This is a genomic window from Stenotrophomonas sp. SBJS02 (assembly GCF_020428325.2).
Taxonomy (GTDB): domain Bacteria; phylum Pseudomonadota; class Gammaproteobacteria; order Xanthomonadales; family Xanthomonadaceae; genus Stenotrophomonas; species Stenotrophomonas africana.
The window spans coordinates 2,966,564-2,992,843 of the sequence record NZ_CP109812.1; the positions used below are offsets into that span (position 1 = coordinate 2,966,564).

The following is a 26,280-nucleotide window of genomic DNA, read 5'->3' on the forward strand; positions in this document are numbered from 1 at the left end:
CCCTGGTCGGCACTCCTTACCCCCTTCAGCAACCTGAAACCGGACCCTCCGATTTCATTAGTAATTCTACTCACAAGGCGAGTAGCATGTCCGGTCTCAGCCCCTGATACCGGCCTGTCGATACTCGCGCCATGCCCGCCGTTTCCGCCCGTTCCTGCCGCTTCCAGCCCACCCGGCGCCTCCTCTGGAGGACCGCTGATGGGTGCGGTCGTCGCCCTCGACCGGTTGCTGGACGGGCGCCAACTGTGGCGCGGCCCGGCCCGCCAGGGGCCGGCCAGCGACCACTTGGCCAGCGGCCACCCGGCACTGGACGCACGCCTGCCCGGCGGTGGCTGGCCCACCAGCGGGCTATGCGAGGTACTGCAGGCGGCGCCCGGCGTCGGTGAGCTGGCGCTGGTCTGGCCAGCGCTGGCCAGGCTGAGCCAGCGCGACCGCCCGATCGTGCTGGTCGCCCCCCCCTATCGCCCGCATGCCCCGGCCTGGGCCGCGGCCGGGCTGGATCTGGCCCAGCTGCAGATCATCCACGCTGCGCCGAAGCAGGCGCTGTGGGCCGCCGAACAATGCCTGCGCTCTGCCGCCTGCGCGGCGGTGCTGTGCTGGCCGCACCAGGCCGACGATCGCGCCCTGCGCCGGCTGCAGGTCGCCGCCGACAGCGGCCAGTGCCTGGGCTTCGTTGTTCCGCGAGGCGCAGGCAGCGCGCAACCCCTCCCCGGCCAGCCTGCGCCTGCAGCTCGACCACGGCCAGGTGCGGGTGCTGAAGTGCCGAGGCGGCCTGCCGCCGGCGCAGCCGTTGCCGCTGGCCATCGCCCACTGAGGTCGCGCCATGCACTGGGCCTGCCTGTTGTTGCCGCAGCTGGCGCTGGACAGCGTGCTGCGCCTGCAGCCGGATCCGCAGCGGCCACTGGTGCTGCTGCAGGGGCCGGCACAGCGTCGCGTACTGCGTGCGGTCAGCCCGTCGGCACGCGCAGCGGGGCTGCGTCCGGGCATGCTGCTGTCGGCTGCGCAGGTGCTGGTGCAGGACATGCACCTGCACGATTACGATCCCAATGCCGAACAGCACACCCGGCAGCTGCTGGCCAGCTGGGCCTACGCCTACAGCTCGCAGGTCAGCCTCGATTTCCCGCATGCACTGGTGCTGGAGATCGGCGCCAGCCGCGCCCTGTTCGGTGACTGGCTGACGATCCAGCAGCGGCTGCGCAACGAACTGCACGAACTCGGCTTCCGTCACCGTCTGGTGGCCGCACCGACCCCACAGGCCGCGCGCGTGCTGGCCAACGTCCACGACGGCCTCGGCATCGATGCACAGCAACTGCCAGCGGCACTGGCGCAGCTACCCTTGCCGCGCTGCGGCCTGCCCAGCGACGCGGTGACCGTGCTCGGCCGTTCCGGCCTGCGCACGCTGGGTGCGGTGCTCGAGCTGCCGCGTGACAGCCTGGCCCGGCGCTTCGCACCGGAGGTACTGCAGCAGCTGGATGCACTGCGCGGCCTGCCCACCGCGCCGCTGCGCTACTACCAGCCACCGGACCGTTTCGATGCGCGCATCGAATTCGAATACGAGATCGAATCCAGCCAGGCCCTGCTGTTCCCGCTGCGCCGCCTGCTGCTGGACCTGGCCGCCTTCCTGTGTTCGCGCGATGGCGGCGTGCAGCGCTTCGACCTGCATTTCGAGCACGACCTGCTGCCGGCCAGCGTGCTGACCATCGGCCTGCTGGCCCCCGAACGCGATCCTGCGCTGCTGTTCGAGATCGCACGCAACCGCATGGAAGCGTTCGCCCTGCCGGCCGGCAGCCGCGCACTGCGCCTGCAGGCCGAGCAGCTGCCACCATTCGTGCCCGCCGCGCGCGACCTGTTCGATACCCGGCCGGCGCAGGCGATGCCCTGGAACCAGCTGCGCGAGCGCCTGCGTGCGCGGCTGGGTGATGACGCCGTGCAGCCGCTGGCGGTGCAGGCCGACCATCGCCCCGAACGCGCCAGTGGCACCCAGCCACCGGCCAAGCCCCCGTCGTACTGGCCACTGCGCCCCGGCTGGTTGCTGGATGCGCCGCAACCGCTGCGTGATCCGAGGCTGCGCATCGTCACCGGACCGGAGCGGATCGAATCGGGCTGGTGGGACCAGGCCGACGCGCGCCGCGACTACTACGTGGTGGAAACAGCGCATGGCCAGCGCGGCTGGGCTTTCCGTGACCGCAACAATCCACATGCGCCGTGGATGCTGCACGGCTGGTTCGGCTGAGCCGCCATGCACAGCGAACTGCCCGGCTACGCCGAACTGCACTGCCTGTCGGCCTTCAGCTTCCAGCGCGGTGCTTCGATCGCCGAAGAACTGTTCGCACGCGCCGCCGGCCAAGGCTATCGCGCGTTGGCGATCACCGACGAATGCTCGCTGGCCGGCATCGTGCGTGCCTGGCAGGCGGCGAAGACGCATGGCGTGGCGCTGATCGTCGGCGCCGAATTCCAGGTCGAGGACGGACCCAAGCTGGCCCTGCTGTGCACCGACCAGGCCGCCTATGCAGGGCTCTGCCAGTTGATCACCACCTGCCGGCGGCGCGCGGCCAAGGGCGAGTACCGCTGCCTGCGCGAGGACCTGCTCGGCCTGCCCGACGGCCTGCTGTGCCTATGGCTGGACCGGCAACCGGCGGCCACCGATCTGGAACTGCTGCGCGCCGGCTTCGGCGATCGCCTGTGGCTGGCGGTGGAACTGCACCACGAACACGACGACGCACGCCGCCTGCAGCAGCTGCAGGCCTTCGGCGAACGTCACCGCCTGACGCTGGTCGCCAGTGGCGATGTGCACATGCACGTGCGACGCCGCCGCGCCCTGCAGGACACGCTGACCGCGATCCGCCATCATTGCAGCGTGGCCGAAGCCGGCTGGCGCCTGTTTCCCAACGGCGAGCGCCACCTGCGCCCGCGCACCGCGCTGGCCCAGCTGTATCCCGCCGAACTGCTGGCCGAGACCCTGCGCATCGCCGAACGCTGCCACTTCACGCTGGAGCAGCTGCAGTACACCTATCCGCGCGAGCTGGTGCCCGAAGGCCACGACCCGGACAGCTGGCTGCGCGTGCTGGTCGAGCGTGGCATCCCGTGGCGCTGGAAAGGCGGCATCGAACCGGCGCAACGCAAACAGATCGAGCACGAACTGGCGTTGATCAGGCAGAAGAACTACGCCTCCTACTTCCTCACCGTGCAGGACATCGTGCGCTTCGCGCGCAGCCAGGACATCCTCTGCCAGGGCCGCGGCTCGGCGGCCAACTCCGCGGTGTGCTTCGTGCTGGGCGTAACCGAGATCGACCCGGCACGCAGCAACCTGCTGTTCGAGCGCTTCATCTCCGCTGAGCGCGATGAACCACCGGATATCGACATCGATTTCGAGCACGAGCGCCGCGAAGAAGTACTGCAGTACGTGTTCAAGCGCTACGGCCGCGAACGCGCCGCACTGACCGCGGTGGCGATCAGCTACCGTGGCCGCAGCGCGATCCGCGACGTGGCCCGTGCGCTCGGCCTGCCGATGGACCAGGTCAACGAACTGGGCGCGGCAATGGATCATTGGGGCGGCAACATCCCACTGCCGGAAACCCTCCGCGAGCGCGGTTTCGATCCGGACACACCCTTGATGCGGCGGCTGCTGGCATTGACCGCCGAGCTGATCGACTTCCCACGCCACCTGTCTCAGCATCCGGGCGGTTTCGTCATCTCCGAGCATCCGCTGTCGACCCTGGTGCCGGTAGAAAACGCGGCGATGGCCGACCGCACCGTCATCCAGTGGGACAAGGACGATCTGGATGCCACCGGCCTGATGAAGGTCGACTGCCTGGCGCTGGGCATGCTCACCGCCATCCGCAAGTGCCTGGCGATGCTGAAACAGCATGGCCTGCATGAAGGACGCATGGATGCGATCCCCGATGAAGACGGCCCGACCTACGACATGATCTGCGCCGCCGACACCATCGGCGTGTTCCAGATCGAGTCGCGCGCGCAGATGGCGATGCTGCCGCGCATGCAGCCACGCGAGTTCTATGACCTGGTGATCGAGGTGGCGATCGTGCGACCCGGCCCGATCCAGGGTGACATGGTCCATCCCTACCTTGAGCGGCGGCGGATCCTGCGCGAACAGGGACCGGACGCGTTGAACGACCCGGACAATCCGCTCTACCCACCACAGCTGGAACGCGTGTTCGCACGCACGCTGGGCGTGCCGCTGTTCCAGGAACAGGTGATGCAGCTGGCAGTGGAAGCAGCTGGTTATGAACCCGGCGAAGCCGATGCATTGCGCCGCTCGATGGCCGCCTGGAAGCGTCGTGGCGGCTTGGAACCGCATCGCGAAAAGCTGCTGACGGGCATGTTGAAAAACGGCTTCAGCCTGGAATACGGCGAGCACCTGTTCGAGCAGATCAAGGGGTTCGGTGATTACGGTTTCCCGGAAAGCCACGCGGCCAGCTTCGCCCTGCTCACCTATGCCAGCTGCTGGCTGAAGTGCCATCACCCGGCCGCGTTCACTGCCAGCCTGATCAACAGCCAGCCACTGGGTTTCTACAGCCCCGACCAGCTGCTGCAGGATGCGCGCCGGCATGGCATCACGGTGTTGCCGGTGGACGTGCGCCACAGCGGCTGGGACTGCTCGTTGGATTTCAGCAAGGGCCCGGCGGCGATCCGGCTCGGCCTGCGCCTGGTCGAAGGCTGCAATGAAGCAGCCGTGCAGGCCATCATGCGCGAACGTGCGCGGCGCCCGTTCGACGATGTGGGCGACCTGTGCCAGCGCACCGCCCTGGATCGCCGCCAGCAGGGCCTGCTGGCCGATGCCGGTGCGCTGCGTGGGCTCAGTGGCCATCGCCATCGTGCACGCTGGGATATCTCCGGCGTGGAAAACCGGCTGCCGCTGTTCGACCAGGCCCGCGCCACCGCCGAAGCCCGCGTGCCATTGCCGCTGCCCAGCGCATGGGAGGACATGCAGGCCGATTACCGCAGCACCGGCACCACCCTTGGCCGCCACCCGATCTCGTTCCTGCGTGCGCAGCTGCGCAGCCGTGGCTGTCTGGACGCTGCACAACTGGCCGGGCATGGCCATGGCCGTCGCGTGCGCATCGCCGGCCTGATACGCATGCGCCAGCGCCCGCAGACCGCCAGCGGCGTCACCTTCCTCACGCTCGAAGATGAGACTGGCATGGTCAACGCCGTGGTCTGGCGGCACCTGGCCGATCGCCAGCACCGGGTGCTGGTCGATACCCAGCTGATGCAGATCGATGGCCGCCTGGAACGCGTCGATGGTGTGCAGCATGTCATCGTGCAGCGCATGCACTGCCTGGATGAGCTGCTGCAGGGACTGCGCAGCCATAGCCGCGATTTCCACTGACGCCGGGAATCACCGCGTAACGGCCACTGGGTGATGTCGACCAGGTGGAGGTAGAGTCGACTGTCAGTCGACCTGCGCGCGTCAGCGCGGGAATTTCCGTGATCTGATCGAACAGCAGTCGACTGACAGTCGACTCTACCCATCCCCTTTTGCATCCGCTATCGTCGGCACATCCAAGGAAGGACGACGCCATGCCCCGCGCACTGCTGCTGACCACGCTGGTGGTCTCCACCCTCGCCCTGCTGGTTTCCGGCTGGACCGCCTGGAGCCTGCATCGCAGCCAATCGCCACAGCGCATCATCGAAGCACGCGGGCTGGTCATCCACGATGCAAGCGGCCAGCCCCGGGTGATCCTCGGCGCACCGGTTCCCGATCCGCTCAGCCAGGGCCGTACCCAGGGGCCGCGCGCCACCGCCCTGTCAGGCCTGATCCTGCTCGGCCCCGATGGTTCCGAACGCGGCGGTTACGGCACCAGCGACCGCGGCGGCGAAGCCTTGTTGACTCTGGACGATGCCACCGGCACCACCGAAGTGTTCAAGGTGGTGGCCAACCCGGATCGCGGCGCCAGCCTGATGGTCAAGCACCAGAACAACACCGGCGCCATGCTCACCTCCTGGCAGGGCAAGCCGGAACTGATGTTCGTCGATGACAGCGGTCAGTCCTATTACGTGCGCCCCGGCGCCAATGCCGCGCCCTGATCTGCTTTTGTAGCGCCTATACACGCACGGCAGTCGAGCATGGCTCGACCCTACATGACCGGCAGCCGAGCATGGCTCGGCTCTACAAAGGCGAAGCAAAGTCGAGCATGGGGCGACGCTAAAGACCGCACACCGCCGCCAGGTCATCGGCCAGCTGCCGCAGCTGCGCTGCCCCCAGTGCCGCACAGGTGATACGCAGGCCATGCCCCGGCGCCATCACCGCGAAGACTTCGCCCGCCCGCACATGCCATCCGCGCGACGCCAGTGCCAGCACCTGCGGATGGCTGTCGGTTTGCAACGGCAGCCACAGGTTCAATCCTTCCATCGGCTGCGGCGTCGGCATGCCGCGCGCGCGCAGCAGCTCCTGCAGCGACCGCAGTCGCTGCTGGTAACGCTCACCTGCCGAGGCGATCTTCGCCCGCTGCGTTGACGACGCCAGCACCGAGGTTGCCGCGTCCTGCAGCAGGTGACTGACCCAGCCGATACCGGATGCCAATCGCAGCCGCAACCGCATCGCGGTTTCTTCATCGCAGGCCAGCCAGGCCAGCCGCAGGTCCGGGCCGAGAGGTTTGGACAACGAGCGCAGCAGCGCCCAGCGCCGGCCATCCAGCGGCAGCACCGAGTGATAGGCCTGCTGCGAGAGCAGCGCGTAGTGATCATCGATCAGCACCGCCACCTGCGGGTAGGCCGCCAACAACTGGCGCAACGCCCTTGCCCGTTTCGCATCCAGGCTGGCGCCGGTCGGGTTGTGCGCGCGCGGCGTCAGCAGCACCGCGCGTGCACCGGCCTCCAGTGCCTGTCGCAGCGAATCGACCTGCATGCCATGCGCGTCCACCGCCACTGGCAACGGCGCATGACCCACGGCGTTGAGCACGTTGAGGCTGCCGAGGAAGCACGGATCCTCAACCGCGATGCGATCCCCCGGCAGCAGCCACGCCGCCAGCAGGCGTTCAATGCCATCGACCGCCCCATGGGTCAGCTCCAGCGCATAGCCCTCAGGGCAGTCCGCATCCAGCGAGGCGCGCGCCAGCGCCTGCAACCTCGGGTCGACCGTACCCACGCCATACAGCCGAGGTGCGGCCGGAGCCAGGCGCAGGTTCGGCAGCAGGCGCGGATCCGGGTTGCCACCGGCCAGGTCCTGCAGGGCCAGCCCGGGCGTACTGCCCTCGCGCGCCAGCGTCGGCGGCAGGCCACGCACCACCGTACCGCGGCGACCCGCCGTGCTGGCCAGGCCCGCCGCATCCAGGCGCTTGTAGGCCGCAGCCACGGTGTTGCGGTTCACTCCCAGCTGCTCGGCCAGTTCACGCACCGGCGGCAGCACGCTGCCCGCCGGCAGGCGGCCGTTGCCAATGCCATCACGGATGCTGTCGAAGATCGACTCGGCACTGTGCCCGGTGATTTTCATTTTGTCCTATGCCAAAATATATCTTGTCCTGTGCCAGTGTATCCCACCCTGGCCGCCCTGCATTGGAGGTGCCCGCATGCCCCTTGCCGCTGCCGACTGGCCCGTCGCCCAGTCCGTTGAACAGATCGCCGCCAACCTGGTCACGGTGCGTCAACGCATCGCCGATGCGTGCGCCCGCGTCGGCCGGGATCCGGCCAGCGTGCGCCTGCTGCCGGTCAGCAAGACCGTCGACGAAGCCCGCATCCGCATGGCGGTGGCCGCCGGCTGCCACGAACTCGGCGAGAACAAGGTGCAGGAAGCACAACGCAAGGCCGAGACAATGGCCGACCTGGGCGTGCACTGGTCGGTGATCGGCCATCTGCAGACCAACAAGGCGCGCTACGTGGCGCGCTTTGCCAGCGAGTTCCAGGCCTTGGACAGCCTGCGCGTAGCCGAGGCCCTGCAGCAGCGCCTGCAGCTGGAAGACCGCACGCTGGATGTGTTCGTGCAGGTCAACACGTCCGCCGAACCCAGCAAGTACGGTCTGGAACCCGATGCTGTCGAGGCCTTCGTGCAGCAGCTGCCGGCCTTTGATCGCCTGCACGTGCGCGGCCTGATGACCCTGGCCATCTTCACCCCCGAGGTCGAGCGCGTGCGTGCCTGCTTTGTGCGCCTGCGCGAACTGCGCGACCAGCTGCAACGCACCGCCCCGCCCGGCCTGGACCTGTCGCAGTTGTCTATGGGCATGTCCGGTGATTTCGAAGTGGCCATCGAGGAAGGTGCCACCGTGGTCCGCGTCGGCCAGGCCATCTTTGGTGCACGTGCCACCCCCGACAGCTTCTACTGGCCTAGCAGTGGAGGCCCGGCATGAAGCACGCGGTCGTCCTGCAACATGTGGCTTTCGAAGACCTCGGCACCCTGCAACCGTTGCTGCTGGCGCAGGGCTGGCAGCTGCAGGTGCTGCAGGCTGGTGTAGACGCACTCGATCCGGCCGAAGCGGCTGACCTGCTGGTGGTGCTGGGCGGCCCCATCAGCGTCAATGACACAGAGATCTATCCCTTCGTCAACGACAGCATCACCCTGCTGCAGCGCCGCCTGCGGCAGCAGCGGTCGACTCTCGGCATCTGCCTGGGTGCACAGTTGATGGCACGAGCACTCGGTGCCAGCGTTGCTCCCAGTGGCGGCAAGGAAATCGGCTTTGCGCCACTGCTGCTGACCGATGAAGGCCAGCGTTCACCGCTGCAGTGCCTGCAGGGCATTCCGGTACTGCATTGGCATGGTGAGGCGTTCGAACTTCCGGCCGGTGCACGCCGCCTGGCCAGCACGCCGGCCTGCCGTCACCAGGCGTTCGCCATCGGCCACCACGCACTGGCCCTGCAATGCCATCCGGAACTGGACGCCCGCCAGTTCGAGCGCTGGCTGATCGGCCACACGCTGGAGCTGACCCAGGCCGGCATCGATCCCACCGACCTGCGCGCGCAGGCACGTCGCTATGGCGCACCGCTGGCTGCGGCCGCCACCGCGATGTTCGACCATTGGCTGCAGGACCTGCCGGAGACACCGCGATGAATTACCGACTGCAGATCCACCGCGATGGCGCACATTGGGGCCACTTCGACTGCAGCGGCCCCGATGCCCTGCGACGCATGGACGCCATCGCCGCACAGCTGCCTGCCGATCAGGGCTTCCAGCTGAAACGGCAGAAAGGTGTCGGCGAAGAGCGCATCCTGTCCAGCACTGCCGATGGCCTGCGCGTACTGGCTTCGCAGATCCAGTACCGCGACATCTGACACGACGATGGTAGTGCCGGCCGCTGGCCGGCACCCGAATCTGCCGGCCAGCGGCCGGCACTACCGCGGCTGCTCGCCCGCGTGCGAAGCTCCACGCATGCTGACCCTGCAACGCGGCAACCACCACGGACTGCTCATCGCCCCGCGCTGGCCCTCCACCCGCATCCAACTGGAAGAAGAGGTACTGCAACGCCTGCTCGACGCGCAGGCGATGCTGCCTGCCGCGCTGCGCCTGCTGCTCACCCGTGGCTTCGAACCCCGCCACGGCCGTCTCGGTGGCTTCCGCCGCGCGGTACGACGGCTCGGCATCGCAGCATTCCGCACCTGCTACCCGCAACGCCGCGATGAGATCGATGCCATCTTCGGTGCCAACGGCCACGACATCGATGGCCGTCATGTCGATGTCTCACTGGTACTGCACGGCAAGCGGCTGCGGCTGCTGCCCCTGGGTGTGTTCACCCCACTGCGCTGGCAGGATCGTCGCGTTGCCCGTCATTCCGAAGCCGTCGCGCAGGTGAAGCGCAGCCTGCAGCAGTGCGGCTTCGAGCTGCATCACAACGCCACCGAAGCCCTGCAGATCCACTGCGACTATCGTCCGTGCTGACGCGGCGGTGGCCCCTGCGCACTGCGCACCACATCAAAGATGCAAATGATTCTCTTTTGCTGTAAGGTGCAGCCGCTGCCCTTGCCGCCGCGGGCTGTTCCCTTTCCCAGTTGTCGCCCGCCCCGTGTCCACGCCTGTCGAACCGACGGATGTCGCGCAGCTGTGCGCGGCCCATTACCGGCCGCTGCACGCCCATGTCCGCCGCAAACTCCCGCAACACAGCGACGCCGATGACGTCGTCCAGGAAACCTGGCTGCGTGTCGTCAAGGTCGCCACCAGCGGCCTGCTGAGCAATGGCCGCGCGTACCTGTACCGCGTTGCCCACAACCTGATCGCGGATCACTTCCGGCAACGTCAGCGCCGTCGTGAGGAAGCGCTGGATGAGGCGCAGCTGCACGCCCTCATCGATCCTGCACCCCTACCGGAGCAGCGCCTGCTCGACGCCGAACAGCTGCGCCATCTCGATGCGATCATCGCCGCGCTGCCACCGCGCTCGCGCCAGGTGTTCCTGCTGGCACGTGTGGAACAGATGGCCCTGGCCGAGATCGGGCGCCAGCTCGGCATCAGCCGACAGACCGCGCACGGCCATCTGCTGCGCGCCCTCGTCGCCCTGCAGCAGGTGCCCGGCGCATGAGCCAGGACGCGATCGCGCGCGAAGCCGCACGCTGGTGGCTGGATGGACACGATGGCGTCCGCGACGAGAACGCGTTCGACCAGTGGTGCCAGGCCGATCCGCGCCATGTTGCGCAGTACCAGCATCTGCAGCAGCTATGGCAGGCCGGTGCAACCTTGCCCAGTCTGCATCGGCAACAGCAACGGCGGCAGCGGCGGCGCCTGGGCGAGGCCGGCATTGCGGTACTGCTGCTGTGCGCGCTCGGCCTGTACAGCCGCACCGCCGCGCCACCCGCCGCGCAGGTACTGCGCACTGCCGCAGGCGAGATCCGTGACGAAGCCCTGCCAGACGGTTCGCACGTCCTGCTGTCACCGGGCAGCGAAGTGCATGTGCGCGTCGATGCACAGCGCCGCCAGTTGCAGCTGCAGCGGGGGCAAGCCTGGTTCAAGGTCGCCGCCGATGCCGACCGGCCATTCCAGGTACACACTCCACAGGGCACGGTCACTGCGCTGGGAACCGCGTTTGATCTGGCCGTGCAGGGCGACAACAGCGTGGTCACGGTCACCGAGCACAGCGTCCGTGTAGAAAGCGGTACCGCCAGCATGCAGGCCAGTGAGGGGCAGCAGATACGCTTCAACGGACAAGCGACTGCTGCAGCACATCCGGCAGACGACGGCACCCTGGCCTGGCGCGAACGGCGCCTGCATTGGGTTTCGGCGCCGCTTGCCGACGTCACCCAGGGGCTGGACCGTTGGCATGGCGGACATACCTGGATCGTCGGTGCACGGCTTCGCCAACGGCCGGTCACCCTACTGGGCAATGCAGATGGTGCCGCCAGCAACCGCGACCAGCTCGCCGCGCAGCTGCATGTGCGTGTGCTGCGTATCGGCGCGGGCATGCAGGTGTGGTTGCCGCCGCGCGAGGAGCAGCGCGATGCACCCTGACATTGGGCCCACCACCGCGTCTACCCAGGATGACGACGCTCTGCGTCAGCCCCTGGAGCCCCCGATGCTGTTTCCCCGCCCTCTTGTCCTCGCCCTGTCGCTGGCCTGCGCCAGCACCATCCCACTGCTGCCAAACAGCGCCCACGCACAGGCCGCCACTCGAAGCTACGATCTGCCCGCCCAGCCACTGGCCGCCGCGCTGGACGCCTACAGCCGGCTGACCGGTGTCGATCTGGTGATCAGCGCGGCGCTGCCTGCCGGTCATTCGGCGCCGGCTCTGCGCGGTGACTTCGACGATGCGCAGGCCCTGACGCGCCTGCTGGCGGGCAGCGGTCTGCGCCCGCGCTTCGTGGATGCGCGTCGTGCCGCTCTGGAACCGGCGCCGGCCGAACGCGCCGATGGCAGCCGCCGCACCGGTCCGCTGCGGGTACAGGGCACTACCGCGCACGGCCAGGCACCGGGTGCCGGCGCCAGCCAATATGTACCGGCCACCCGCGATGGCTTTGCGCCCTCGGTCGGCAGTGAGCGCGTGGCGATGGCCGAACGCCAGGAAGGCAACAGCCTGCTGCGCTCGATGCCCGGCACCCACAGCTTCCATTCGCGCAGCCAGCCGGGCCTGCAGGTCAACATCCGCGGCATGACCGGTGCCGGCCGGGTCAACACCATGATCGATGGTGTCACCCAGACCTTCCGTAACAATGCCGGGCATGGCTCAGGCGGCCCGTTCGCCTATGTCGACCCGTTCCTGCTGGCCGGTGTGGACGTGCAGCGCGGTGCAGTCGCCGGCGGTGATGGCGCCGGCACGCTGGCCGGCAGTGCCAACTTCCGCACGCTGGATATCGACGATCTGCTCGGTGAGGGCCGTGACTGGGGCCTGCGTGCAGGCTATCGCCACGGCAACAACGGCTACGGAAGTGGCCGCACCTTCGCCGGTGCCTGGCGCCACAGCGAAGAGGGGGGCGACCGCCAGTTCGGCCTGCTGGCCGCTGCCAGCAGCAGCCGCAGCAGCGAGTACGCCACCGCACGTGGGCAGAAGAACACCGCCGACCCGGGCAGCCAGCAACCCAGCAGCTGGCTGTTGAAAGCACGCCTGCAGCCCAGTGACCAGCATCGGCTGGACCTGAGCCACATGCATTACGAAAACGACTTCTACCACAACTACCCGTGGCAGATTTCCGCGCGCAACCAACGCGCCAGCTACCGCTACACGCCCTATTCGCCTTGGATCGACCTGCGCGCGACTTTTGCCAGCAACAAGACCCGGCTGTTCTATCCGCCGGTGGAGGCGTCCAGCTACATCGGCCGCCGCACCCACAGCAGCCTGAGCAGCTGGACCGTGGACAACACCAGCCGCTTCGATGTCGGCGCGCTGCAGGCGCGCTGGAACACCGGCATCAAGCACCAGTCCGACATCTATGTGGCCGATACGCCCATCCTGCGCGGTGCCAACCCGCAGGGACGCAGCCAGCTGGACAGCGTGTTCAGCACGCTGGAACTTCAGTACGACGTCTACGCGTTGACTGCAGGCCTGCGCCAGGATCGTTATGGCATCCGTGGCCACGTTCCGGTGTGCTCGGATGTCCCCGGCCAGTGCGCCGAAATCAACGGCGGCGGCATCGACCTGCGCCGCACACAGCGCGTACTCAGCCCCAGCCTGGCGGTATCGTGGCAGGCTACTGGCTGGCTGCAGCTGTTCGCCGAAGTCTCGCGCACCTCCCGCCCACCGCGTGTGCAGGAGATGTTCTTCGAAAAGATCCCACTGGAAGGCATGAGCGATGCCGATGGCGTTGGCGCCAATCCGTTCCTGCGCCGCGAGCGCTCGCGCAACCTGCAGTTCGGCGCCAACCTCAGCACGTCCTCGCTGCTGACCGACGGTGATCTGGCGCAGCTGCGCGTCACCCGCTTCGACAACCGCATCCGCGACTACATCAAGCCGCAGTACCTGCTGATCGTGCACCCCCCGGAGGTGGAGCCTTTGGTGGTACCGATCGACAGCGATCCGCAGCTCACCGCCTGGACCGATGCGCTGGACGTGGAGGACTTCAGCACCACCACGCGCTGGATGAACCACCCGGGCGTGGTGCGCATGCGCGGAATCGAGCTGGAAGCGCACTACGCCAGCGAGCGCTACCACGCCACGCTGAGCTGGACCCGCTCGCGTACCAGTGCGCCCGCCATCGAATTCGTCAACCTGGAAGACATCACCGCCCTGCCCGACCGCTACTGGACGCTGGACGTGGGCGGCCGCTGGCGGCAGCAGCGCGTGCAGGCCGGCCTGCGCGCCGAGTACTCGGGGCCGACCGAGGAAGGCTACGACTTCTTCCAGACCCGCAAGACCGGCGGCACCGGCGTGCTGCTGGACTTCTACGCCAGCTTCAAGCCCCAGGCCAACACCACGCTGTGGCTGAACATCGAAAACCTGCAGAACAAAGCCTATGACAACAATGCCTCGATCGACAGCATCTTCAGCCCGATCCTGGACCGCGGCAACGGCCGTGGCCGTACCGTCTCGATGGGCGTCAACGTGGCGTTCTAGCCGCCCCTGGCTGCCGCTGTGCCTGCTCGCGCTGGCCGCAATGGCCAGCGCGCAGCGGATGCCTGGCACGGTGATCGACCTGGCCAACGGCCAGCGCTTGGACGAAGCCGCATTCGTGACGCGTGCGGGGGACGCCCAGCGGCTGCTGCTGGGTGAACGCCATGACCTCGCCGGAGACCATGCCGCCCAGCGCTGGCTGCTGCAGGCCCTGCAGCGGCGGCGTCCGCAGGGTTCACTGGTGCTGGAAATGATCGCCAGCGAGCGCCAGCCACGCCTGCAGCGGGTGCAGCGCTGGCTGGCGAAGGGCAACCGGGCCGAAGATGCACGCCTGCAGGAGCTGCTGGACTGGGATGCGCGCTGGCCGTGGGCCGCGTATGGCGGGCTGGTCAAGGATGCTGCCGATGCAGGCACGCCGTTGTTCGGCGGCAACCTGTCGCGTGCCGAGGTCAACCTGCTGCTCGCCTCCACTGAGGACGTGCAGTTCCCGGTGGCCGATGCCCGCCAGCGCCTGTCGGCGGTGGTGCTGGCCCAGCATGCAGACGGGGCACCGATGCTGGATGGGATGCTGGCCGTGCAGCAGGGCCGCGACGCACGCATGGCGCAGGTACTGGTCGATGCGCCCGCGCAGCGCTGCTGGTGGCGGGCCGGTGGCACGTCCTGCGCGGTACCGGGGTACCGGGGTACCTGTCACCGGGTACGCCTGCGCTGGTGATCGCACTGGCCTCGCCGGGTGAAACCGTCGATGCGATTGATGCCGACCTGCTGTGGGTGCTGGCCGATGAGTGAACGCGGCCAACACTGGCAGGCGATTGCCATCACCATCGGCCTGCATCTGCTGCCCTTGCTGCTGATGTTGCGTTGGGTCGCGACGCCGCCCATGCTCCCGCCACCGGAACAGGACGTGCGCATCAGCCTGCGCCTGCTGGCACCGGCCACGCCCCCGCAGCCCGTGGAGGAGCGCCAGGCCGATACCCCCAGCCAGGCGCAGCACGCGCGTGCGTCGCAACCGACAAAGTCGCCCCCGCCGCCGAAGCCCACCGCCGCGCACGAGGGCGAGTTGGCCGCCAGCGAAACAAGCGGGACGGGTCGAAAGCCGCTGCCGGCCGCCCCGCCTGCGGCCGCGACCGATGCCAGTCCCGCACCGGCATCGATCACGGCCGCGCCGCCCGCTCCAGACGCACCACCGGCAGACTTCCAGGCCGGCGCCGCCAGCGACCAGTGGGAAGCCCGCCTGATGGCGCGGCTGGAGCGCTATCGCTATTACCCCGCCGCCGCGCGCTCGCGCCGGCAGCAAGGCACCGCCTGGGTCAGGGCCAGCATCGACCGCGACGGCCGCCTGCTGGCGCTGCGACTGGAGCAGTCCAGTGGCCAGCCGATGCTGGATGACGCAGCGCTGCAGACCTTCCGTCGCGCGCAGCCGCTGCCGCGCATTCCGGATGAACTGAAGGCACCACAGGAACTGGTGGTGCCAGTGGAGTACTACCTGCGCTAGGCGGCATAGGCCTCCGCCTCGATCTCGAACAACATGCCGTCCAGCGCCAGCCGCGGCACCGGGATCAGCGTGCAGGTGGGCGCCGCGCGGTCAGGCCAGCGCCGCCGCACCTGATGGGCGATGATGCCCAGCCGGTCCTCGTCGTGGTCGACCACCAGGATACGCAGCCGTACCACGTCGGCCAGGCTTGCCTGCGCCGAGCGCAGCGCGGTCTGCAGGTTGTCCAGTGCCTGCCCGACCTGTTCTTCGAAGCTGGGTGAGAGACGGCCCTGGGCATCTTCACCGCCCTGCCCGGCGATATGGATCACCCGCGCCGGCAATCGCACCACGGCCACGTGTGAGTACCCGTTGGCGGAAGGGTCGTAGAGGCCGGGAGGATTGAACAGCTCCAGCAGGCCATGACTGAGGTCCGGGGTAGTCAGCAGGTTCATGCCGCATGTCTCGTGGGGGATGCGAAGCAGTCTGCGACCTCAACCAGAGTTGAGGTCAAACCGATCCGCTGCAACAGTCCGGTCCGCCATGCGCAACGATCGTGCCCACGTGTAGAGCCGAGCCCACGCTCGGCTGCTCAGCGCGAATGGCAGCCGAGCATGGGCTCTGCTCTACCGTTCCCCGCTCACGTCCACGCCGGGTCTGCGGTGAAATCGATGGTCAGCCAGAACGTGCTGCCGCGCGCATCCAGCCGCACCGCGATCTCGTCGCGCATCGCATCGACTTCGCCCACTGAACCCAACGGCATGGCCGGGTCGGCCAGCACGTGGATCTCGATGAAGCGCATCCGCCCCATCTTCGCCACATGACTGGTGAAACCGGCATAGCCGCGCTCGGCCACGAACGCCTGCATCACCTGCTGCACGCGCCGGTCCAGATCGTCCGGGGCCACCTGCAGCACTTCGCGCATGGCCTTCCACGCACTGCGCGCCGGCACCGGCAACACCGCCAGGCTGATCAACGCCAGCACGATCGAATCCAGGTACGGCACCCAGTGGTGCCACTCACCACCCTGCAGGACCAGCGCCAGCACGAAGGCCAGCACCACCGCCAGGCTCATCAATCCACCCAGCAGCCAGCCTCGCACATCCAGCCACAACAGAGCGGAACGCAGGTGTCGCGCACGCTGTGCGACGAATGCGGCCATCGCCAGGTTGCTGGCACTCAGCAGTGCCGCCCACCACAGCGCGGGCCCGAATTTCACCTCGTGCCCGCCCGTGGTCAAACCAATCACCGCGTTGGCCAGCGCATACACGCAGGCCAGCGACAGGATCACCCCACCGAGTGCCTCGACCATCGGCTCCAGGTGCCAGTAGCCGTACTGGAAGCGCGGGCTTTGTTCCCGCGCCACCAGCCGCAGCACCGACAACGACACCAGGGTCAGGGCGACGTCGACCAGGCTGTACACGCCATCGAACAGGATGGCCTGCGATCCCACCAGCAGGCCACCGCCGAAGCCGACCGCGCTCACCGCCAGGGTGACCCCGATCGAGAACTTCAGGATGCGTTGCTCGCGCGCGGTATCCATCGCTCTCCGAAGGAGCCGACCGTCGCCGGTCAGGCCTTCAGCACCTCCACCTTGTACGACACCGCATCACCCTCCTGCTCGATGATGAGCCCGTGCACGTCCGACTCGAACCCCGGGAAACGGGCGTTCTGCTCGCGGGCGATACGCAGCGACTGGATGATCGGCTCGTCGCTGTCGCCGAAACGTTCGCCGGGCATGATGGTCGGAATGCCCGGCGGGTACGGCACCAGCATGGTCGCGGCGATGCGGCCGCTGATCTGCTCGATGTCGACCCGCTCGATCTCGCCCTTCACCAGGTGGTTGTAGGCATCGGCCGGGGTCATCACCGGCGTCGGCAGATCCACGTACATCTCGCGCATCACCTTGGCCACCGCGAATTCCTGGTTGAACGCATGCAGCGCGTCGCACAGGTCACGCAGGCCCCAGCCGGCGTAGGCATTCGGATAATCGGCGGCCAGCGTCGGCAGTGCCTGGCTCAGCGGCGCATTGCGGTCGTACAACTCCTTGAACGCCATCAGTTCGGTGACCAGGGTGCTCCACTTGCCCTTGGTGATACCCATCGAGAACAGGAACAGCACCGAGTACAGGTTGGTCTTCTCCACGGTGATGCCGCGGCCCCACAGGAACTTGCTCAGCACCGCTGCCGGGATGCCCAGCTTGCCCATGCTGCCGTCCATCGCCAGACCCGGGGTCAGCAGGGTCACCTTGATCGGGTCGATCAGCACATAGTCGTCGACCAGGTTCTCGAAGCCATGCCAGTGGGCGTCCGGCTGCAGGTACCATTCTTCGCGCTTGGCCACCAGCGGCGCCGGCGTATCGCCCTTGTCCAGACTGCGCTCGAGCTTGGTCGGCTGCCATACGCTGAACCACCAGTCGTCGCGCCCCAGGTCATCGCGGACGTGCAGCATCGCGCGGCGGAAGGCGATGGCTTCGTCGTGCATTTCCTGCACCAGCGAGCGGCCGGCGTCGCCTTCCATCATCTTCGAGGCCACGTCACAGGCCGCGATCACCCCGTAATGCGGGCTGGTCGAGGTATGCATCATGAACGACTCATTGAAACGCTCCGCGTCCAGGTTGCGCTGTGCCGAGTTGCGCACGTGGATCATCGACGCCTGCGAGAACGCCGCCAGCAGCTTGTGGGTGGAATGCGTGGTGAAGATGATCGCATCCTGCTCACGCGGCTTGCCCTTGGCCATGCCGTAGTGGTTCTCGTAGAACGGATGGAACGCCGCGTAGGCGTACCACGCTTCGTCGAAGTGCAGGAAGTCGACCGCACTGCCGATCTCGTCGGCAATCTTCTCGGCGTTGTAGCACAGGCCGTCGTAGGTCGAATTGGTCACCACCGCGATGCGCGGCTTGGAACCGGCCTTGTAGGCCTGGCTGGCCAGCGGATTGGCGGCGATGCGCTGCTGCAGCGACTCCGGCGTGAACTGGTCCAGGCTGATCGGGCCGATGATGCCGTGCGCGTTGCGGCTGGGAGTGAAGTACACCGGCACCGCACCGGTCATGATCAGCGCATGCAGCAGCGACTTGTGGCAGTTGCGGTCGACAAACACCACGTCGCCGCGGGCCACTGTACCGTGCCAGACGATCTTGTTGGCTGTGGAGGTGCCGTTGGTGACGAAGAAGGTATGGTCGGCGCCGAAGTTGCGTGCTGCCTCTTCCTCGGCGTCCTTGATCGGGCCGGTGTGGTCGAGCAGCGAACCCAGCTCTGGCACCGAGATCGACAGATCGCTGCGCAGGGTGTTCTCACCGTAGAACTGGTGGAATGCACGTCCGACCGGTGACTTGGTGAACGCCACGCCGCCGGCATGGCCCGGCGTATGCCAGGAATAGTTCGACTCGGCCGCATGATGGATCAGCGCCTTGAAGAACGGCGGCAGCAGATTCTTCATGTAGTCTTCGGCCGCGCGCATCACCTGCCGCGAGATGAAGCTCTTGGTGTCTTCGAACAGGAAGATGAAGCCGTGGATGTACTTGAGCAGCTTGCTCGGCACCTTTTCGATGGTGCGGCGCTCGCCATACAGGAACACCGGCAGGTTGGCGCGGCGCGCGCTCTGCTCGCGCAGGAAGGCGGTCAGGCGCTGGAACTCGCCATCCACCTCTTCGCTGCCATCGATCGAGATCAGCACCGCCGAGGCCGCCACGTAGGTGCGGGCGCCGGCGCGGGCATCGTCCAGGTTCAGGCCGCACAGCACGCGCTGGTCGTTGCTGCGCAGCTCTTCCACCAGGGCGCGGATCAGGATGCCGCCGATGCGCGGCGACTCGTAGTCGTTGTCGATGACAATGACCGGATAGTCCAGGGACTTGAAGTACACGTTGATTCTCCTTGTCGAACTCAGGAACGCTGGGCGCCGGCGCTGATCGCCGATGCCTCGCGGGCGCGCTGCCGCTGCTGGCGGCGCTCCTCGCTGAAGAAGGGATAGAACACGGTGATGAACAGCACGAACAGGAAGGCATACTGCACGATGGTTCCCGACGAGCCGTAGATCGCCCACAGGCAGTACACGACGGTCAGGCTGGTCAGGGTCCAGAACGCACCGGTGTGGACGAGGGTGTGCGAGCGCTCGACCACGAAGTAGCAGGCCACGCACGAGTAGATGTAAGGCAGCAGGGTCAGCACCACGGCAGCCGACGTGATCACGTCGAACTGGGCCGACGCGGTTTCCGACGTGGAAGTGACCAGCACCGCCAGGGTCATCAGCACCGCAACGATCAGCACGCCCTTGACCGGCACGTCGTCCTTGTTGGTCTTGCTGAAGATGCTCGGGAACAGGCCATCATCGGAGGCCGCCTTGGCACTCTGTGCGGTCAGCAGGATCCAGCCGCCCAGCGAACCGGCAGCACCGATGAAGGCACACAGACTGACCAGCGCACCGCCCCAGCCACCCACGGCCTTGGCCGCGGCCAGCGCGAACGGCGCATCGGACACCTGCAGCTCCGAGTTCGGCACCATGCCCATGATCACCGAGGAACTGGCGATGTACGCGACGGCGGCCAGGAACACACCGGCCAGGGTGGCGCGGGCCACGTTCTTTTCCGGGTTCTCGACCACGCCAGCGGTCACCGAAGCCGACTCGACACCAATGAAAGCCCACAGGGTGAGGGCTGCAGCACTGGAGATCGCGCCGAAGTTCGACTCACCGGACACGTTGTAGGCACCCTTGAAGATGTCGGCATCGAAGAAGAACCAGCCGAAGATGGCGATGCCAAGGATCGGCACCAGCGCAAAGCTGGTGGTGACCGTCTGCACACGGCTGACGAAGGCCGGGCCGATCATGTTGGCGAAGCTCAGCGCCCACACCAGGATCAGCACCGCGATGCAGCGCACCAGCGGCTCGGACAGGATCGGGAAGAAGTAGCTGAAATAGCCGACCGCCGCGATCGGGATGGCGACGTTGCCGATCCAGTTGGCGAACCAGTAGATGGTATTGGTCTGGAAGCCCATGTATGGCCCGAACCAGTCACGTGCGTAGGCATAGGGACCGCCGGCCTTGGGGGCCAGCTTGCCCAGCTTGGCGAACACGAAGGCCAGCAGCAGCGCACCGGCGGTGGTGATCAGCCAGCCCCAGATCGAGGCGGTACCGATCTTGGCCAGGCTGGATGGCAGCAGGAACACGCCTGAGCCCATCATGTTGCCGGCGACGAGGAAGGTGGCTCCGACCACCCCGATTTTCTTTGCTTCTGCCATGACAATCTCCTGTACAGGCATGAGCCCGGTGCAGCCGGGCGTGGGGACGGGTTACGCTGGCGTACGACCGCTGGCGTCTATTTGATGAAGTTGTATTGCAGGCTCCCCTGCACCCGGACCGTGTCGCCGCGCGCGCCGCCCTGCTGTTCCAGGCGGCCGTACAGCAGCTCCATGCCCATCGTCCACGAGGGCGCCGGGCTCCAGATCAGGTTGAACACGCCGTAGCGGCTCTGCCGGAAAGCCTCGGCCGCCAGCGCGGCATTCCGCTCCAGGGTCAGCTGGCCGAAGATCAGGTTCGAACGCCACAGCTCGGACCAGTAATGCGTGTAGCCGACGAAGCCCCCGTGCAGGTCGAGCGCGTCGAGGCGGCCATCGGCACCGACCACCGCATCCAGCCCGGAGCCGGTCAGGTCGGCGGTATAGCGGCTGAGGCCGCGCCCGCCGAGTACGCCAAACAGCACCAGGTCGCGCTCGCCCGCCGATGCCGAACCACTGAGCTGCAGGCCGCCGGCCATGCGCCGGTCACGCTCGCCGTCGCCGTCATAGGCCAGGCTGCGTGCCACCGCACCCAGCTGCAGGTGGCCCCATTCGCGCTCCATACGCGCCGTCACCGTCACATCAGGAAGCCGGTTCACCGCGGCCCGCTCATCGCTGGCACCCGCCAGTTCGGTCTTCGGATCTTCGGCGGCGACGGTCAGGGTGTTGCCCTTGCCCATCGCAAAGCTGTGGTGAATGCCCGCCACCAGCAGGTAACCAGCACCGCCAGGCCCTGCGAAATCCAAAGTGTCGGGCAGGCTGTCCGCATCCATGAAGCTGGAGTAGCCGTAACCGGCGTAGGTATTGCCCAGCTGGCCATAGGCATGGCGCAGGCGGAATTCGTAGCCGTCACTGCTGCCGAAGAAGTCGTTCTCGAGGTAGAAGCGCAGGTTGCCGTGCGTGGTCGGGCGCCGCGCCTCGAAGCTGAAGCGGGTCTGCTTGGCATGGATGTTGAAGTTGGAAACATCGCGATGGCTGCCACCCACCGGCATCGACGAGGGAATGAACTGATCCTCGTCACCCGCTGCACGCGAATCGGCAATGGCATCCAGCTTGGCGTAGCCGCCGATGCGGATCACCGTGTCGGTACCGGGAATGGCGAAGAAGCCCTTCAGGTCAGGATCGGTCGGACCAGCCGCACTGTCCGGTCGCGATGCGGCGGTGGACGGATCGGCCACCGATTCGCGTTGCGGCAGTACGGGTTGTGCCACGCCCGGCACCTGGGTGGGATGCAGCAGATGGGTAGTGCTGGCGGGCGCGACCACGGATGCGGGCGCCTGCGCAGTGGCGGGCCCAACAGTTCCATCGCGCTGCTCGAGGCGATCCAACCGCTGCTGCATGCCCTCCAGCGCCTGGCGCATGGCCGCAATCTCACGACGCAGCGCCTGTGCGTCCTCCTTGTCGACTGTCTGTGCATACGCCGGCGTGATCGCCAGTGCGGTCAAGCAGGCCAGACTCAGTACCGCCACGCGCATTGCATCCTCCCTGGACGAACACTTGATTCGCGCTGACGGGACGCACGCCTGTGCCACCCCGGCTTCGCGCCGCTGTTGCTGGAAATGCGGATACTGCGTCGACGACACCGGCCAGCCTGCGCATGACAGACAACAGGACCGTGACACTGCCCTGCCTGTACCGATGTCGACGCCATCAAGGCCGCGCTGCCAGAGAGGTGGCGACCGCAGCGGTCTGGGTAACAAGCACAGGGTGAGAGTGTCGTGAATGGCTGAGCCGACCGGCCCCGATCAGGGCTTGGCGAGCGCGACATCCATCGCGCGTTGACGCTGTAATCCATGCGTCAAAGGCTAGCTCACCTGTCGTTTTTGGCCTTGATTGGAATCAAGGCGCGAGGCTTGATGTCAGTCACTATTCAGACGTGACGACGAACAAATGATGCGCAGGCCGCACACCGTTCCTGATCACGGAAAGCAACAGGCCCGCATGCTGCCATGCGGGCCCGTGGGTCATTCACGATGAAAGGCGCAACTCAGCGCGGGCCCAGCACCGTCTGCAGGTCAGCGCCCTGCGGCAGGCCAGCTCGACGCTGCACCTGGCCCTGTGCGTCCTGGAACAGGATGCCCGGCGTGCCCTGGAAGCCCATCTCGATCATCAACACCTGGTTGGCGTCGAGCTTGCCGGCGATCTCACGACTGATGTTCGGCAGCGCCTTGATGCCACCGCGATCAAAATCGTGCTCGTTCTGCAGCAGCGCCGCGCTCGGGTCACGTGCAGCGAGGATGGCCGCCGCCTTGGCCGGGCTGTCCTCGCGGATGACGCCGACCATGATGTGACGCAGCTGCACCTTGCCGGCATCGACCCACGGCCGTGCGGCTTCCCAGAACTTGTGACAGTACGGACAGTTGGCATCACTGAAGGTATAGACCACGCGCGGCGCATCGGCCTTGCCGTCACGCACCCAGGCACTGGTCTCCAGCTTGGTCCACATCTTGGCCGACATCGGCGCGGCAACCAGTTTCTCCACGGCTTCGGCCGCGACGTCATTGCCCTCGGCATCAAACAGGCTACCCACCAGTACGTGCTTGCCATCGGCGGTGACGTAGGCCGCGGCCGGTTGCTGGCCACCCACCACGCCCGCAAAGCCACGCAGGCCACCCGGCGCATCGAACTCGGCAACCACCTCGAAACCGTGCTTCTCGATACCCTTCAGCACGGCAGGACGGTCGCCCTTGGTCGCAGCAGCCGGAGCAGTTGCTGCCGGGGCCGCCTTGCCCGGTGGGGTCTGGGCCTGGCTGCAGGCGGCCAATGCCAGCATGACCGGCAGCAACAGCACCGCCGGAGCGATGCGCATGGAAGTCGACAACATGGGAACTCCGTAGTGAGATGCCCGGGCAGGCTACCGCAGCCGGCGCAGTTTGTGTTCAAGACCGGCCGCAGTCAGTTCGCCCAGGTGCAGTTCACGCAGGCGCCCGTCGGCATCGAAGAAGAGCGTGGAAGGATAGGCCTGCACGCCCAGCACAGTTGAAGCGGCAGTGTCATCGTCCAGCAACACGTTGCCCAGCGCCAGTCGTTCGCTGGCGAGGAAACCTTGGACCTCATCCAGGGTTTCACCCTGATTGAGGAACACGAACTGCACATCGGCATGTGCCTGCTGTGCCGCCGCCAACACGGGCATTTCGCGCCGGCAGGGCCCGCACCATGTGGCCCACAGATTCAGCACCAGCGGCTTGCCCCGGAACTCCTGCAGATCGACCTCGCCGCCTTGAAGGTCCGTTACCTGCAACACCGGCAATGGCATCTGCCGCTCCTGCCAGGCCGACAGCACCTGACCGCCACCCGCCCAGAGCAGCACGCCGATCAGAGCGCTGATCAGCACCGGCATACGCAGCGTGGGCCACGGCCGCAAGCGCCACAAACCCCATGCCAGTCCTGCCACCAGCACCACCACCAGGTGATAGCCACCGTCGGCGATCTGCAGAATGCTCCAGGGAGCTTCGCGATAGAGCGCGATGTTCAGGGCGACAAAACTGAGGCGGCCACACAACAGGCCGATCAGCAGCATGTCCAACACCATGCTTGCTGCCGATGGCAGCGGTCTTTCGTCTTCCCTCCGTGGCCACAGACGGGCCACAGCCATCGCCAGCAACATGCAAACGAGGATCAACACCACCGGCATGGGTACCGGTCCAACACTCGACATCAATCCACCTGCTCAATCGTCCACTGCCTGCATGGTCGAAGCGTCGCGCCCAGGTTGCAAGCGCCGCCCGATATCAGGCATCACGCGGCACTTCGCCCCAACTGCACGCCCGACGGTGCCTGCAACCCGCGCAGACTGCCTGCGACCGAGGGCATCAGAGGCCTCTCTCGCCGCTTGCTGCTGACGTGGCGACGATAGTTGGCCGGCGTCATGCCCACGATACGAAGGAACAGGCGCCGGAAAGCGCTCTGATCGGCATAGCCCACGCCCCAGGCAACTTCGTCGATACCGGCCCCCTGTTGCAGCAGGGTCTGGGCCTTGGCAATGCGCAGCCGCTGGCAGTACTCGATCGGGCGCAGACCGGTGGCCCGGAGAAAACGTCGCTGCAGCGTGCGCGGCTCCAACCCGGAAACCTCACAGATGGCCGCCAGGGTGGCGCCTCGTGCCGCAGTGGTATGCAGCCACCGCTGCGCCTTCAGCACATCGCGATCGCCATGGGCGAAATTGGCACTGAAACGCTCCAGATCCTGCTGGATGCCCGCTGGCACGGTGATGCCCAGCTGTTGCGCGACCGCGCTCGCCACCCCCTGCCCGTGCAGCCGGTACAGCAGCCGCAGGCCCAGGAATCGCCAGGCCTGCAAACCGCCGACCGTCAGCAGATCGCCATCGTCAACCAGCGCACGCTCACTGGGTACCCAGCTCATCGACTGCGCCTGCAATCCGGGATGCCGCACCAGATCGGGCCCGCTGACCGTTCGCCCGGCCAGCAGGCCGGCACGCGCCAGCACACTCACCCCATCGCTGGCGGCCGCCAGCAGGCTGCCACCGTCGTAGTGGGCACGCAGCCAGTCCAGCAGGACTTCTTCGGCACGCAGGCAGGTTCCGGGACTGATCTGGCCGGGAACCGCGATCACCGCAGGAATGGCGGCTTCGAGCATTTCCGCACCGGCAATGCGATGCACGCCGGTCTGGCTGGCCGGTACGATCCAGCGCGTAACCAGTACGCGCTTGAACGGTCGGCGCTGCTGCTGGGCGAGGCGATTGGCGACGTGGGCCATTTCCGCCAGCACCGATGCCGCGGACGGGTCGCCTCCCGGGTACTCGACCACCGCGACCTCGACGAATCCTTCGTTCCTGATTCCATCCACTGACCACCTCCTCGGTTCGTTGCAGGCCATTGAATGGCCGGTTCAGGCGAAGGGTAGGAACTGGTCCGACGGCAGGGCTATGAAGAAAGTTGCAAAGTGCGCTGAATGCGCACATCGGCGCAAAGCCTTGACCCTCGACCAGACTCAAGGCTTCACAATGGCCACAGCATCCGCAGGAATCCGCGATGAACATTGGACAACTGGCCCGCCAGGCGGGCGTGCCGATCGACACGGTGCGCTACTACGAGCGGCAGCAGCTGCTGCCGACAGCGGCCCGCTCGGCCGGGGGCTACCGCATCTTCGGTGAGCCGGACCTGCGCCGGCTGCGCTTCATCCGCCGTGCCAAGGCGCTGGGCTTCAGCCTGGAGGAAATCGGCGAACTGCTCGCACTCAGCGATCGCCATCAGCAGGACATGGGCAGCGTGCGCGACACTGCGCAGGCCCGCCTGCAGGACATCGCGCGACGGATGGCCGAGCTGCAGCGCATGCACGCCGCGCTGTCACAGCTGGTCGACGCCTGCCCCGGCCACGGCTCGCTGGACCAGTGCCCGATTCTGGCGGCACTGACCGACGACAATGCATAAGCATGGACGACCGATAACGGCGTTGCGGCGCACGTGAAGAAAAGTGCAACAAATGCTTGCCAACCCCCTGGGGCAAGGCTATTATTTCGCTCCTCAGCGACGTGGGGCCATAGCTCAGCTGGGAGAGCGCCTGCATGGCATGCAGGAGGTCAGCGGTTCGATCCCGCTTGGCTCCACCAATCTTTCGACATTAGGCCGTCGAAAGGTCGCTAAAGAACATTGATGAGAATTGC

General features: G+C 67.0%; 21 protein-coding genes, 1 tRNA gene and 2 pseudogenes. 15 read left to right on the plus strand and 9 right to left on the minus strand.

The features are described 5' to 3' along the window. Positions 1 to 198 precede the first annotated feature (198 nt). From imuA to FQS62_RS13765, 4 genes and pseudogenes are all read left to right on the plus strand, one after another. Positions 199 to 814 (plus strand): annotated as a pseudogene (gene imuA / locus FQS62_RS13750) (translesion DNA synthesis-associated protein ImuA). A 9-nt stretch (positions 815 to 823) separates the two neighbouring features. After that, positions 824 to 2,233, plus strand: coding sequence for a Y-family DNA polymerase (locus tag FQS62_RS13755; protein WP_208043341.1), 1,410 nt, complete (start codon positions 824 to 826; stop codon positions 2,231 to 2,233). A 6-nt stretch (positions 2,234 to 2,239) separates the two neighbouring features. Beyond that, the gene (locus FQS62_RS13760; RefSeq protein ID WP_208043340.1) at positions 2,240 to 5,350 is read left to right on the plus strand and encodes an error-prone DNA polymerase; all 3,111 of its coding nucleotides are present in this window, start codon (positions 2,240 to 2,242) and stop codon (positions 5,348 to 5,350) included. A gap of 191 nt (positions 5,351 to 5,541) precedes the next feature. Then, a complete protein-coding gene (locus tag FQS62_RS13765) occupies positions 5,542 to 6,048 on the plus strand; it encodes a hypothetical protein (RefSeq protein WP_019336451.1) in 507 nt (168 codons plus the stop codon). A 118-nt stretch (positions 6,049 to 6,166) separates the two neighbouring features. On the opposite strand, the gene ptsJ is transcribed toward FQS62_RS13765, so the two are convergent. Then, positions 6,167 to 7,453 carry a MocR-like B6 salvage transcription factor PtsJ gene (gene ptsJ, locus FQS62_RS13770; RefSeq protein WP_164158944.1) on the minus strand — a complete coding sequence of 429 codons (1,287 nt, stop codon included), beginning with the start codon at positions 7,451 to 7,453 and terminating at the stop codon, positions 6,167 to 6,169. Positions 7,454 to 7,529: 76 nt separating this feature from the next. On the opposite strand from ptsJ, the gene FQS62_RS13775 reads away from it, so the two are divergent. From FQS62_RS13775 to FQS62_RS13815, 9 genes and pseudogenes are all read left to right on the plus strand, one after another. Continuing rightward, a complete protein-coding gene (locus FQS62_RS13775) occupies positions 7,530 to 8,303 on the plus strand; it encodes a YggS family pyridoxal phosphate-dependent enzyme (RefSeq protein ID WP_107379783.1) in 774 nt (257 codons plus the stop codon). Next, on the plus strand, positions 8,300 to 9,001 hold the full coding sequence (locus FQS62_RS13780; protein ID WP_049449258.1) for a glutamine amidotransferase: 702 nt from the start codon (positions 8,300 to 8,302) through the stop codon (positions 8,999 to 9,001). Before FQS62_RS13775 ends, FQS62_RS13780 begins: the two co-directional genes overlap by 4 nt. After that, positions 8,998 to 9,222: a hypothetical protein gene (locus tag FQS62_RS13785; RefSeq protein ID WP_049449260.1), complete on the plus strand. Its 225-nt coding sequence runs from the start codon at positions 8,998 to 9,000 to the stop codon at positions 9,220 to 9,222. Before FQS62_RS13780 ends, FQS62_RS13785 begins: the two co-directional genes overlap by 4 nt. A 97-nt stretch (positions 9,223 to 9,319) precedes the next feature. Continuing rightward, positions 9,320 to 9,826, plus strand: a complete 507-nt coding sequence (locus FQS62_RS13790; RefSeq protein WP_099589174.1) for a hypothetical protein — start codon at positions 9,320 to 9,322, stop codon at positions 9,824 to 9,826. A gap of 124 nt (positions 9,827 to 9,950) precedes the next feature. Then, on the plus strand, positions 9,951 to 10,460 hold the full coding sequence (locus FQS62_RS13795) for an RNA polymerase sigma factor (RefSeq protein WP_049449262.1): 510 nt from the start codon (positions 9,951 to 9,953) through the stop codon (positions 10,458 to 10,460). Next, complete coding sequence (locus FQS62_RS13800) at positions 10,457 to 11,383, plus strand: FecR family protein (protein ID WP_099589159.1); 927 nt, start codon at positions 10,457 to 10,459, stop codon at positions 11,381 to 11,383. The genes FQS62_RS13795 and FQS62_RS13800 overlap by 4 nt, the downstream gene beginning before the upstream one ends. A gap of 64 nt (positions 11,384 to 11,447) precedes the next feature. Further along, positions 11,448 to 13,919 carry a TonB-dependent receptor gene (locus FQS62_RS13805; protein WP_208043835.1) on the plus strand — a complete coding sequence of 824 codons (2,472 nt, stop codon included), beginning with the start codon at positions 11,448 to 11,450 and terminating at the stop codon, positions 13,917 to 13,919. Between the two features lie 40 nt (positions 13,920 to 13,959). Further along, positions 13,960 to 14,705: pseudogene (locus FQS62_RS13810) on the plus strand (ChaN family lipoprotein). Further along, positions 14,698 to 15,411: an energy transducer TonB family protein gene (locus FQS62_RS13815; protein ID WP_208042860.1), complete on the plus strand. Its 714-nt coding sequence runs from the start codon at positions 14,698 to 14,700 to the stop codon at positions 15,409 to 15,411. The pseudogene FQS62_RS13810 and the gene FQS62_RS13815 overlap by 8 nt, the downstream one beginning before the upstream one ends. Here FQS62_RS13815 and FQS62_RS13820 read toward each other — a convergent pair. The 8 genes from FQS62_RS13820 to FQS62_RS13855 form a co-directional block, all read right to left on the minus strand. Further along, positions 15,408 to 15,842 (minus strand): RidA family protein, encoded by a 435-nt coding sequence (locus tag FQS62_RS13820; RefSeq protein ID WP_049449270.1) that lies wholly within the window; start codon positions 15,840 to 15,842, stop codon positions 15,408 to 15,410. The two genes, FQS62_RS13815 and FQS62_RS13820, sit on opposite strands and share 4 nt — an antisense overlap. A 185-nt stretch (positions 15,843 to 16,027) precedes the next feature. Then, the gene (locus FQS62_RS13825) at positions 16,028 to 16,930 is read right to left on the minus strand and encodes a cation diffusion facilitator family transporter (RefSeq protein WP_088480934.1); all 903 of its coding nucleotides are present in this window, start codon (positions 16,928 to 16,930) and stop codon (positions 16,028 to 16,030) included. A 29-nt stretch (positions 16,931 to 16,959) separates the two neighbouring features. Continuing rightward, on the minus strand, positions 16,960 to 19,248 hold the full coding sequence (locus tag FQS62_RS13830) for an Orn/Lys/Arg family decarboxylase (RefSeq protein ID WP_049449274.1): 2,289 nt from the start codon (positions 19,246 to 19,248) through the stop codon (positions 16,960 to 16,962). Between the two features lie 20 nt (positions 19,249 to 19,268). Beyond that, a complete protein-coding gene (adiC, locus tag FQS62_RS13835) occupies positions 19,269 to 20,621 on the minus strand; it encodes an arginine/agmatine antiporter (protein WP_049449277.1) in 1,353 nt (450 codons plus the stop codon). Positions 20,622 to 20,698: 77 nt separating this feature from the next. After that, positions 20,699 to 22,132, minus strand: a complete 1,434-nt coding sequence (locus tag FQS62_RS13840; RefSeq protein WP_099589154.1) for a DcaP family trimeric outer membrane transporter — start codon at positions 22,130 to 22,132, stop codon at positions 20,699 to 20,701. Between the two features lie 512 nt (positions 22,133 to 22,644). Then, complete coding sequence (gene dsbG, locus FQS62_RS13845; RefSeq protein WP_088480931.1) at positions 22,645 to 23,481, minus strand: thiol:disulfide interchange protein DsbG; 837 nt, start codon at positions 23,479 to 23,481, stop codon at positions 22,645 to 22,647. Positions 23,482 to 23,511: 30 nt separating this feature from the next. Beyond that, positions 23,512 to 24,315 carry a TlpA disulfide reductase family protein gene (locus FQS62_RS13850; protein WP_208042859.1) on the minus strand — a complete coding sequence of 268 codons (804 nt, stop codon included), beginning with the start codon at positions 24,313 to 24,315 and terminating at the stop codon, positions 23,512 to 23,514. 80 nt (positions 24,316 to 24,395) lie between these two features. After that, the gene (locus tag FQS62_RS13855; protein ID WP_049449285.1) at positions 24,396 to 25,463 is read right to left on the minus strand and encodes a GlxA family transcriptional regulator; all 1,068 of its coding nucleotides are present in this window, start codon (positions 25,461 to 25,463) and stop codon (positions 24,396 to 24,398) included. Positions 25,464 to 25,648: 185 nt separating this feature from the next. On the opposite strand from FQS62_RS13855, the gene FQS62_RS13860 reads away from it, so the two are divergent. Together FQS62_RS13860 and FQS62_RS13865 are read left to right on the plus strand one after the other, a co-directional pair. Further along, positions 25,649 to 26,047, plus strand: coding sequence for a heavy metal-responsive transcriptional regulator (locus tag FQS62_RS13860; RefSeq protein ID WP_049449287.1), 399 nt, complete (start codon positions 25,649 to 25,651; stop codon positions 26,045 to 26,047). A gap of 103 nt (positions 26,048 to 26,150) precedes the next feature. Then, positions 26,151 to 26,226, plus strand: a tRNA-Ala gene (locus FQS62_RS13865). Positions 26,227 to 26,280: the final 54 nt, after the last annotated feature.